Raw genomic sequence first — 10,170 nt, 5'->3', positions numbered from 1 at the left:
GCAAAAACGTCCGCTCTAAAGTGCACGTCAGAACAGCCTTGAGATGCATACATCCCCGGCCTGAACGCCGGGGATGTATGCAAGAATCCCGGTAACACCCTGTGGGGGCGGGTCGCCTGTCCGGCGTTCCAAAAGGGGGCGCCTTCACTGGAGGTACTCTGTGCCCTTCGGTCGGAGGCACTGACCCTGCGGGGTGAATGTGAAGCTGTCTGCGAACTTGCCGTCACCGCAGCGGACAGCCAGGAGCAGCGGTTCCGTGAGTGCTGGTGGCCAGCAGGATTCAGTGTCACGATCGGCGCGGTTCCCTAGGTGGAAGAACACCATCGGCTGCGCGAGATCCTCAGTCAGGTAACCGAGCGTCTTTCGGTAGAACGGATTGGCGCCGCCGAACAGCACCGATGGGGGGCCAAAGGCGGCGGTTACGTCGGCCCACACCCGATCGCGTTGGCCCCACTGACGGACGGTGCTCCGCATGGCCGCGTACGCCTCGGCGTCCAGGACCCGGTCGGGCTTGAGCCATCCCTGCCGACGTGCGAACTCTGCGTATACGGAAGCCACGCTGCATCCATGGTCGGGCGGTAGCAAAGGACTGAACGCGCCTTTCACACCGGTCGGACTCCATGCCCCCTGTCGGCCCCAGGCGCGCTTCTGCTCCTCCCAGACTTCAGGCCGTCGCTCCAGGAAGAGGAGGTGGTTGACGACCATCCACATGGCCGCCTCCACGTCCCCGTACATACCCGGCCTGCGCAGCACGTTGTTGAGGTGGTCCATGAGGTAGGAACGCATTTCGTCAGGTGATGCGTACACCGTTTCCCCGGTCATTCAGACATTTTTGCGCACCGGGCTCAGCGGCGCAGGGCGGTCTCTCGCTGCATGTGCGACAGTTTCGCGGGATTGCGCACGGCGTAGAGCCCGGTGACGAGGCCGTCGTCGATGCGCACCGCCACGACGGTGTCGATCGCGCCGTCCAGGCGGAGAATCAGCGCCGGGTAGCCATTCACCTGTGCCGGTCGCGGCGACGTCGCGGTCATCCTTCCCAGCCCGGCGGCCAGCAGACGGCTCACCTTGTCGGCCCCCACAATGGGCCGCAGGACGGCCTGCTTGACTCCGCCACCGTCACCCAGAAGGACGACATCCGGCGCGAGGATGTCGAGCAGGCTCTGCAGATCGCCTGTTTCAACCGCCCGTTGGAACGCATCGAGCGCGTTTCGGGTCTCGGCCGGGGAAACGACCCCTCGCGGCCGGCGCGCTGCGACGTGTGCCCGTGCCCGGTGCGCGACCTGGCGGACCGCGGCCGGGCTCTTGTCGACGGCTTCGGCGATCTCGTCGTACTCGAGATCGAACACCTCGCGCAGCACGAACACCGCCCGCTCGGTCGGCGTGAGGGTCTCCAGCACCAGCAGCATCGCCATCGAGACGCTGTCGGCCAGCACGACGTCCTCGGCCACGTCCGGGGCGGTGAGCAGCGGCTCGGGTAGCCAGGGGCCGACGTAGGACTCCCTACGGCGGCCGAGAACACGCAGTCGGCTCAAGGCCTGGCGGGTGGTGACCCGGATCAGGTACGCACGGTGATCCCGTACTGTGCCGAGATCGACACCCGCCCACCGCAGCCAGGTCTCCTGCAGGACGTCCTCTGCGTCGGCGGCCGAGCCGAGCATCTCGTAGGCGACGGTGAACAGCAGGTTGCGATGGGCGACGAACGCCTCGATGGCGGGGTCCGTGCGTCCGCCGCCGACCAGCTGCCCGGCCGTGTCCTGTGTGCGCTGGCTGTGCTCCCTCTTCACCGGCTGCTCCTGCCTGTTCGCTCTCGACGGTGCCACGCGCACAAGACGCCGGTGCCCGAAACTTTGTGACACCGATGAACGGTGGCACACGTCACACCACCGACCCGTCACAAGGAGCGGGGCGCCGGCATCTCGTGTTCGTTCAGTGCGACACCACGAGTGAGGACGAAGTCATGGACGCCCGATTCAACATGTTCGACAACGAGATCGCCGCCAAGTTCTTCAAGCGGTTCGCCAACGCCAGCCTGGTGATCCACCAGTCGCCGCTGCCGAAGTCCACGCAGGAACTGGTGTCGCTGCGCGCCAGCCAGATCAACGGGTGCGGTTGGTGCATCGACATGCACACCAAGGAGGCCGCGGCCGCGGGTGAAACCGCGGTCCGGCTCAACCTGGTCGCCGCCTGGCGCGAGTCCACCGTGTTCACCGAGGCCGAGCGGGCCGCGCTGGCGCTCGCCGAAGAGGGCACCCGGCTCGCCGACGCCCACCACGGCGTGTCCGACGAGACCTGGGCCCAGGTACGCAAGCACTACGACGACGACCAGATCGCCGCGCTGGTCTCCTTGGTCGCTCTGATCAACGCGGCCAACCGGCTCGCCGTGATCGTGCACCAGCAAGGCGGTTCCTACGAGCCCGGCATGTTCGCCGCCGCGTTCAACTGACAGGCGTACGAATCCAGCCCGGCCCAGGATCATCGGATCCGGGCCGGGCGCTCGCATGTCCGGGAGATGGCGTCGAGGAAATTCGGTACTCGCGCCGTCGTCTCCGCGGCTCACCAGCGCCCCGGGGCGCATGTCGCCGTACCGACCGTGGACACGGCGGGGAATCGGGCGGGTGGACGCGTCTGCTCAGGGGCGTGCGTCCAGAACAATGAGTCTCCTGCCGGGGATCTTGCGGCCCTTCTCCAGGCTGGTGATCAGATCGATGGCGGATTCGAACGGAACGGTCTCGCCGATCGCATCCGGATGTGGCCGTCGACGGCGGCGCGGGCGGCGTCGGTAGTCGAGGGCGCGCTCGAGGCTCGCGTGGAAGGCAGCCGACCGTTCGGATCGTCGGCCGGCAAAGCAACCCGAGTACTCCGTGCTGGTCAACGTACGGCAGGCGCTGGGCATCTCATCGGCGCCCATCACCTCCTCGGTGTCGTTCGGCGGGCCGCGGTCGCTGCCGTCACCGAGCCGAAGCCTGGCCCTTCGTCTCGCCACGCAGCGGTAGCCCGCAGGCGCGGTAGATGCTGTCAAGGACACTCATGGTCGCCACAGCGTCCCTGGCGGAAGTAATCACCGGGCCGCCATCAAGGACCGCGGCGGCGAACGCCGCCAACTGGCAGGCGTAGCTCGACGGGTTCCGAGGCAAGCGCTCCCGCCGCAGTTCGTGCCCTCCCGCGCTGCGCGGCGCACGGATCGTCAACTGGTGGTAGAGCTGGGGCATCACGAAGTTGGTCACATTCAGTTCGCCGACCGTCCCGACCGCGCGGGCCCGGATGGACAACACCCTGCGCGACCACATCGACGCTCGGACGCGCCCGGTGGCCCCGGCCGGAAAGGCGAGCTCGGCAGTCACCGCGCGGTCGATGCGCGGATCCTTGCGCAGCGTCAGCATCCGTGCCGAAGTCACCGCCGGGTCGCCGGCGCCGAGAAGTCGGGCGACGTGCACCGCGTAGCAGCCGGCGTCCATCGTCGCTCCGCCCGCCAGCGTGTAGTCGTACCGAATGTCGCTGAACCGGGGCAGGGGAAAGCACACCTCGGCCTCGACACGGTGCAGCTCCCCCAGTTCGCCGCTGGTCACGACCTCCCGCATCCGCTCGGCGAGCGGGTGGTACCGGTAGTGGAAAGCTTCCATCACCACCAAGCCGCTGCGCGCGAAGGCGGCGTCTGCGGCGTCCGCGACGCGCTCGGCTTCGGCGCGGTTGGCGGTGAACGGTTTCTCGCACAGCACGTGTTTGCCGGCCTCAAGAGCTTTCAGTGTCCACTCGGCGTGAAGCCCGTTGGGCAGGGGCACGTACACGGCGTCCACCTGCGGGTCGGCGAGCAGTGCGTCGTAGCCGGTGTGCACGACGGGCACGCCGTGCTTGCGGGCGAACGCCTCGGCGCGTGCCCGGTCGCGTGCCGCGACGGCGGTCACGGTGACGCGCGGCGTCTGGCGCGCGGGCTTGATCAGCGCACTGGGTGCGATGGCGGCTGCCCCGAGCAGTCCGATGCGAAGGTCCCTGGACACGGGGCCCAGTGTGCCAGCCGTGCTACATGGTGCAGAAGCCTGAGCGTGGGGTGATCCACTGAACTCGACAGCAGACCCCCTCCACTTCGAGGTGGTCGGCCCGTTGCATGACGTTGGGTGGATACAGGGTGATCGGTGTGGCTGCTGCAGGGTGAACAAAGCCGGCTTTGGCGAGGCGAAGGGTGTAGGCCGTGCCGTAGGCCGCGGCGCGCGGCGGTGGCGGCGAGTTTGGGCAGATGCGGGCATCTGTTGAGATGGCCGGCAGGAGCGGCCACAGTCGTTCCCACTCCCCGCCGGGCACATTCAGCCTTGGCGTGCGTGGATGGCGGCGTGCGAGATGTTGCCCCGCGCCAAGCCGCCGGCAAGTCAGGCCGACTGAGTTCACCCGGGACGTCCGGAGAGAAGGGCGCCGCCTTCAAAGCCCCTCGGATACGAAGCCTTTGCGATTTCACGGGAATGGCCCGCACCGCCTTCCACCTGCGCGACGTCCCCTTTGTCCGCACGCACGGCTGGGGCGTTACGCCAAGTTCACCACCCGGCCCTTCCTCAGCACTCTACGCGCGTGGTGTCATGCACGCGCTCACCACCCCGTCCGTGAGCGCCAACTTGACTAGGAGTCACGCATGTTGTGGAAGGTCCTCGGCCGTGCAGGTGTCGCCCTGGCGGCCGGCGCCGCCGTACTCGCCACCGCCGTGCCCGCGAACGCAGCCAGCTACTCCGCGTTCGCCTTCTCGCAGAGCGGCAGCCAGCCCACCATCTACGACTTCATCAACTCGGCCACCAACTCCCTCGACATGACCATGTACGAGCTGGAAGACACCACGGCTGTAAACGACCTCATAGCCCTGAAGAACAAGGGCGTCACCGTGCGGGTCATCCTGGACCGCCAGCACCAGACCGCCAACAGCTCGGCGTACAACGCCCTGACGAGCGCGGGCGTGGGAGTGGTGTGGTCGCCGTCCACCTTCGTCTACACCCACCAGAAGACCATCACGGTGGACAACGTCAAGTCACTGATCCTCACCGGCAACCTGACCTCCCAGTACTACACGACCAGCCGTGACTACGGCGTGTTCGACGACGACACCCGCGACGTCGCCTCGATCGAGAAGGTCTTCAACGCGGACTACACCGGCTCCTCGATCACCCCGACCGACGGCGACCATCTGCTCTGGTCCCCCACCGACTCCCGCAACCGCCTGCTGTCCCTGATCAACGGCGCCACCGCGAAGCTCGACATCGAGGAGCTGGAACTCAGCGACAGCACGGTGGTCAACGCCATCGTGGCGCGGGCCCAGGCAGGCGTGGCCGTGCGGGTGGTCCTGGAGAGCCCGTCCAGCTACTCCAGCGAGGTCTCCGCGATCAAGGCAGCGGGCGGCACCGTCGTCGGATACTCCGACCCCAATGGCTTCTACATTCACGCCAAGGCGATGGTCGCCGATTACGGTCTGTCCACCCAGAAGGTGGAGGCGGGCTCCATGAACATCAGCAGCAACTCGCTGAGCAACAACCGGGAGTTGGGCCTCATTCTCACGGGTACCGGGGTGGCCGAGGCCGTGGCCACCACCATCGAGACCACCTTCAACAGTGACTACGCAGGCGGCACTCCCGCGTGACCCGGAACGGGTGGCCCTGCTCTGATGCCCGCGGCACCCGCCTGCCGCGGGCACCGGAGCCGACGTCAATGAGCGCCACGCAACCGGCAACAGCACATGGTTCGAGGACGGGGTCGATCGCGACATCCCCCCGTGATCCGCGCGTGGGTGTAGGCTAGGCCGATGCGGCAGGCCGCCGGGCCGCTGCTGTCGAAGACCGCGATCAGGCCGTGTCCGCCTCGGTCACAGCAGCCGCTGGATGTCACCGCGGACCCGGTAGAAGCCGCCGGCCGCCGCGTGGAGGGAGTCCACGACATAGCGCGTGCCCGGCTCCCGTATCGCGCGCGGGAACTGTACGTTCCAGGACGAGTTGTAGCCCTCGGACACCACGTGCACGCGGAGGCGGCCACCGTCCTGGACGCATTCGACGACGACCGCCCCGGCGGGAGCGTTGGCAACAGTGGCGACCGCGCCTACGGCCGTAGCCGGCGCATAGGTCGGCAGGGCCGCGGCGAGCTTGACGTCCCGCGCCACCGGCACCGTGCCCTGCTGCGCCGCGGAGATGGCCGCCTCGCTCGCGTCCACGCACACCAGCGAGCCGTCCGTGGTCACCAAGTACAGCCGCTCGTCGCGGTACTGCATCGACAGCGCCGAGCCGCTGCCCGTGCCGAGCTTCCACAGGCGTGTCCCGTCCCGGTCGAAGCAGTAGACGGACGACGCCGCATCGCCGGCGAAGACGAACCGCCCGCTGGGCGAGGTGGCACACGAATACACCGCGCTGTCGCAGGCGTAGGTGGCCTCGATCGCACCGGTCGCCTTGGACAGCCGCTGGACCACGCGGTGCGCGGTTCCCGCGTACACGGCTTCGTCCTCCTGCCAGCCGAACAGGACACCGCCCCGGGTGGGCGTGTGCCACAGCTCGCCGCCGCCATCGGGCGCGTAGGCGGTCACGCCGCGGTGGTGGCCGTGGTAGACGGCCCGGTCGTCGGCGCGGATCATCCAGGCATGCTCCCCCTGGCTGCGGCGGGCCCACTGGTGCTCGTCCTCGTGGTCGATGACGGTGAGCCGTCCGTCGCGGTCCGAGACGTTGAGGATGCCCTCGTGGATGTCCAGCCAGAAGATGTCGACGTCCGCTGCGATGTCGTACGCGGCGAACGGCAGCTTCGAGGACAAGTCGTAGACCCTGCCGTCGTCGCAGCCCGCGTAGATCCAGAAGTCGTCGGCAACCAGGCACTTCACGCCGTCCGGCAGGCTGAAGCGGGCGAGGACGCCACCCTCGTGGTCCAGGGTGTAGACGTCGCCCGCCTGATTGCCGACCCAGCAACGCTCGTCGTCGACATGGATACCGAACGCCGCCGAGCCGGTGCTGAACCGCCACAGCACGGGTGCGACGGCGCGCGCGGTTGACGGAGCCGAGGTCACCTGACGCCGGGTCACGGGACGCGGGGCGCGCTGCCCGGGAACCGCCGGGGCGTATCCCTTGCGGACCTTCTCCCCGACCTTCCTCGCCGCGGCGGCCCGCGCCTTCTCCGCCGTGGGGAACGTCGTCGTCTGCGTCTGTCCGGCGACACCGATCCGCCCGTAGCGCACCGTCACCACCAGGCCGTCCACGGCGACCTCGTAGAACTTGTGCGCGCCGCCGCCTTCCTGCGACAGCTCCAGATACGTCGTCGACACCGTTGACCCCGTAGACATGACAGACCCCTCCCCAGGGCAAACCCGCGGCCTTTCCGGCAGGTCCCACTGCTCAAACCGTAGGGGGAGCCACTGACAATCGCCCGGCGCAGCGTCTACGCTGCCGCCCCACCCGTAGCCTGGGAAGCCCTTCATCCCGTTGCGCGCATCACCTGCCCGAGGCCGTCCGACGTCACACGCCGAAGTTCAGCGGCGCTCTCCGCTGGAAGTCATCCGAACGGCCGTGAATGCAGGACTTCATCGGTCTCGGCGTCGGCTACCTCCCAACCGAGTTCATCGGCAATCCCTATGGCCAGCGCCAGTACGGCTTCGTATGCCTGCGGGCCGTCGGCTGAGGAGCAGATCAGCTCCACCATGTTGACTCGCTGCGGCACCTTGCCCTTGTAGGCGGCGTAGTTGCCGGCGTCGTCGCACGCGGCGATGGTCACGTGGAACCAGTGAAGGGTGCCTCGCGCCTCATAGAAGGCCAGGTCCGTCCTCCGAAGAGCGGGCATCGAGTCCAGGCACTCCACCAGCAACGATGTCGGGACGCTCTCGCCGTAGCCACAGTCTGAACGGACCGCCAGGTATCGATACACTCCCACATCCTCGCATCCGGTCCCACAACGGCCAGTTGGGACCGGGCTGAGCGGGCTCTGCACGCCGCTGGCGCGGGAGACCGTGGACCGCTCACCCAGTTCCGTCTCGCACCGTGCGGGCCAAGGGTCTGCCAACTCCTCGATCTTGCCGAGATGTGTACGGCAAGGTGCCGCAAAGGGCATTGCATGGCAGATGGCCGAAGAGGCCCGCCCCGGGTCGTACTTGAAGAAGCGGTGCGGGCTGCAGTCACGTCACGGGCGTAGGGACAGCCTCACGAACGGAGGCGGGGCCGTCGCACCGCCACAGGTCAAGCTTTCGCCGGAGTGCCTGCCGTCGCCGCGGGCGGGCGCATCATGAAGACATCGATGGGGTCCTGGGCCTCCACGACGAATCCGTGGCGCTCGTAGAGTCGACGAGCAGCACTGCCCTGCAAGACGTTCAAGCCCACGGTCATGCCCTGCGCGTCGGTCCCCTCCAATACCGTGCGCAGGACAGCGGATCCGAGCCCTTGGCCCTGATGGTGCGGAGCAAGGTAGAAGTGCTCCAGCCACTGCCTGCCTTCCGCGGGCCTGATCGTGACGCATCCTACGAGTTCGCGGTCCATCACGATGATCGACGTGTGCTGCAGGGAGAAGGAGTCCCGCAACCTTTGCCGCACCCGGTGCTCGTCGTAGCGACCAAGGCGCTCCAGATCCGCACGCATGACCGTGGCCCGCAACTCCGCGATCGCCTCGATGTCCGCCGCCACCGCCGAACGCAACGCCCAACCTGCGGCATGTGCGGAAGTGGCCCGTGCAGGCACCTTCACGTCCGGTCGCGAACCGATCCCGATCGCCTCAGCATCCATGGCGGGAGTATCCCAGTCCGCTTCTCTGAGCAGGCACTTGAGCATCTCACGCCGAAGTGCCCACTCCCGCCGTTACCGCAATCGCGCGCCATCGCATCACGCACCATCCCGTTCGGCCTCGGTGAGCACCCGGTCAAGCGAGGCGACGGGAGGGGACTTGCCCGTGTTCTTCCCGGACTTGACCGTCAGCTCCCTTGTGATCTCGGGGACGGAGACGCCGTTGTCCTTCAGTGCGCGGGCGAAGACGAAGGGGCCGTCATCGATGCCCTTCGTCCGCCCCCCGTGGTAGCCCCTCGCCGCGGCAACGTGCTGGCCTTGAAGGGCCTTTTCCCGGAGGTAGTTGCGCTCGATCTGCGTGGCGGCGGGCAAAACGGCGAAGAACATGGCTGGTTGGAGACCGCTTCCTTGAAGTCGTACTCCAGCCTCCACGCCTTCTCGAGCTCCGGCAGCGTCTTGATCCGGGTGCTGAGCCTCTCGGTGAAGAGCCGATCGCAGACGGCAAGCGCGAGCGGGCCGAGCCGGCTGGCGCGTTCCTGCTGTACGGTCGAGACGCGCGCGTATCCGAACCGAATCGGCGGAGCGGCCTGCGCCGCCGGAGTCTGCACGACGGGCGGGCCGAGCTTCCTCGGCAGTCCGGGGCTGCGGTCCCGGCGGAGGCTTCGCACTTCGGACAGGCCCGTCGTGGTGCAGTTTTTGCGGTTTGATCTGGCGTCAGGTCCAGCCCGACAGTGCGTCAGAACCGTTTTGCAGAACACCGGGGTTTTGAGGGGCCCTGCGAACGAGCCCCACCATCGAGGACGCCGTCCACTCCTACGAGACCGTCCTGCAGCCCCGCTCCATCCGGGCCGCCGAAGGAGCCGCAGAGGGAATCAACAGCGCCTTCTCCCCCGACGGCGCCACCCAGACCCTCGCCCATATGACCCAGCGGGCCCATGACATCGCGCAAGCGCAACCCCGACGGCACGCCGCCAGCCGCCCTCGGCTGATGCAGCCCTGCGGTGCCCCTCTTCGCCCTCTTCGACGCCGACTTGGCCGGGTCGCGCACGGGCCGCAGGCTCCCGCCCGTGAGGATGGAGGCACGGAAGCTGCAGCGGCGGAGGCAGTTGAGGGCCGCATGGCGCAGCGGCGAGCGCCCGGCCATGTCCTCGTCCCGGACGTCACGCGCGCCGGCAGGCAGCGCCCGCCGCGCGGTGACGGTGGCGTCCAGGCAGCGGGTCGTCCACGGCACGGCGATGTTCAGCACAAGGCCGAGCGCGCCCTTGTTGTTGAACTCACAGTGCTGTCGAGGGTGACGCCGACTCACCCGGTCATCCAGAACGCCACACGGCGTGTCACCAGACACGGCGAACCTTCGTGGTCACCCCACTAGTGTCGTGCGCCGCAAATCACGCGGGTAAGTTGCTACTCTTTTCGGGTGTCGCATCCGGGGCCTTCCGCAGTGTCGATCACGTTGTCTGAG

The 10,170-nt window shown here is 67.9% G+C and carries 10 protein-coding genes; 2 read left to right on the top strand and 8 right to left on the bottom strand.

Features of this window, described 5'->3' with window-relative positions; translation table 11 throughout:
* Positions 1-144 precede the first annotated feature (144 nt).
* Positions 145-822 (bottom strand): hypothetical protein, encoded by a 678-nt coding sequence (locus ABT186_RS46460; RefSeq protein WP_351930453.1) that lies wholly within the window; start codon positions 820-822, stop codon positions 145-147.
* 23 nt (positions 823-845) lie between these two features.
* Entirely contained in the window at positions 846-1,826 is a 981-nt protein-coding gene (locus ABT186_RS46455; RefSeq protein ID WP_502973543.1) for an RNA polymerase sigma-70 factor, read from the bottom strand.
* Between the two features lie 131 nt (positions 1,827-1,957).
* On the opposite strand from ABT186_RS46455, the gene ABT186_RS46450 reads away from it, so the two are divergent.
* Positions 1,958-2,443 carry a carboxymuconolactone decarboxylase family protein gene (locus tag ABT186_RS46450; protein ID WP_351930451.1) on the top strand — a complete coding sequence of 162 codons (486 nt, stop codon included), beginning with the start codon at positions 1,958-1,960 and terminating at the stop codon, positions 2,441-2,443.
* A 186-nt stretch (positions 2,444-2,629) separates the two neighbouring features.
* Here ABT186_RS46450 and ABT186_RS46445 read toward each other — a convergent pair whose 3' ends face one another.
* Entirely contained in the window at positions 2,630-2,908 is a 279-nt protein-coding gene (locus ABT186_RS46445; protein WP_351930449.1) for a hypothetical protein, read from the bottom strand.
* Between the two features lie 40 nt (positions 2,909-2,948).
* Positions 2,949-3,995 (bottom strand): Gfo/Idh/MocA family protein, encoded by a 1,047-nt coding sequence (locus ABT186_RS46440; RefSeq protein ID WP_351930447.1) that lies wholly within the window; start codon positions 3,993-3,995, stop codon positions 2,949-2,951.
* 623 nt (positions 3,996-4,618) lie between these two features.
* Here ABT186_RS46440 and ABT186_RS46435 point away from each other — a divergent pair.
* Positions 4,619-5,611 carry a phospholipase D-like domain-containing protein gene (locus tag ABT186_RS46435; protein WP_351930445.1) on the top strand — a complete coding sequence of 331 codons (993 nt, stop codon included), beginning with the start codon at positions 4,619-4,621 and terminating at the stop codon, positions 5,609-5,611.
* 222 nt (positions 5,612-5,833) lie between these two features.
* On the opposite strand, the gene ABT186_RS46430 is transcribed toward ABT186_RS46435, so the two are convergent.
* The 4 genes from ABT186_RS46430 to ABT186_RS46415 form a co-directional block, all read right to left on the bottom strand.
* Positions 5,834-7,285, bottom strand: coding sequence for a WGR domain-containing protein (locus ABT186_RS46430; protein ID WP_351236666.1), 1,452 nt, complete (start codon positions 7,283-7,285; stop codon positions 5,834-5,836).
* A 209-nt stretch (positions 7,286-7,494) separates the two neighbouring features.
* On the bottom strand, positions 7,495-7,713 hold the full coding sequence (locus ABT186_RS46425; RefSeq protein WP_351236667.1) for a hypothetical protein: 219 nt from the start codon (positions 7,711-7,713) through the stop codon (positions 7,495-7,497).
* A gap of 458 nt (positions 7,714-8,171) precedes the next feature.
* Positions 8,172-8,711 (bottom strand): GNAT family N-acetyltransferase, encoded by a 540-nt coding sequence (locus ABT186_RS46420; RefSeq protein ID WP_351930443.1) that lies wholly within the window; start codon positions 8,709-8,711, stop codon positions 8,172-8,174.
* A 96-nt stretch (positions 8,712-8,807) separates the two neighbouring features.
* Positions 8,808-9,095, bottom strand: a complete 288-nt coding sequence (locus tag ABT186_RS46415) for a hypothetical protein (protein ID WP_351236670.1) — start codon at positions 9,093-9,095, stop codon at positions 8,808-8,810.
* Positions 9,096-10,170: the final 1,075 nt, after the last annotated feature.

Origin of the sequence: Streptomyces sp. NPDC001634 (genome assembly GCF_040298185.1) — a bacterium.
GTDB lineage: Bacteria > Actinomycetota > Actinomycetes > Streptomycetales > Streptomycetaceae > Streptomyces.
Note: the sequence above shows the minus strand (reverse complement) of the source record. Positions and strands in the feature narration are given on the sequence as shown.

Bases quoted from the DNA above. Each gene is read 5' to 3' on its own strand.
- ABT186_RS46435 (WP_351930445.1), top strand. From the start codon at position 4,619: ATGTTGTGGAAGGTCCTCGGCCGTGCAGGTGTCGCCCTGGCGGCCGGC.
- ABT186_RS46430 (WP_351236666.1), bottom strand. From the start codon at position 7,285: ATGTCTACGGGGTCAACGGTGTCGACGACGTATCTGGAGCTGTCGCAG.
- ABT186_RS46450 (WP_351930451.1), top strand. From the start codon at position 1,958: ATGGACGCCCGATTCAACATGTTCGACAACGAGATCGCCGCCAAGTTC.
- ABT186_RS46460 (WP_351930453.1), bottom strand. From the start codon at position 822: ATGACCGGGGAAACGGTGTACGCATCACCTGACGAAATGCGTTCCTAC.
- ABT186_RS46420 (WP_351930443.1), bottom strand. From the start codon at position 8,711: ATGGATGCTGAGGCGATCGGGATCGGTTCGCGACCGGACGTGAAGGTG.
- ABT186_RS46445 (WP_351930449.1), bottom strand. From the start codon at position 2,908: ATGGGCGCCGATGAGATGCCCAGCGCCTGCCGTACGTTGACCAGCACG.
- ABT186_RS46415 (WP_351236670.1), bottom strand. From the start codon at position 9,095: ATGTTCTTCGCCGTTTTGCCCGCCGCCACGCAGATCGAGCGCAACTAC.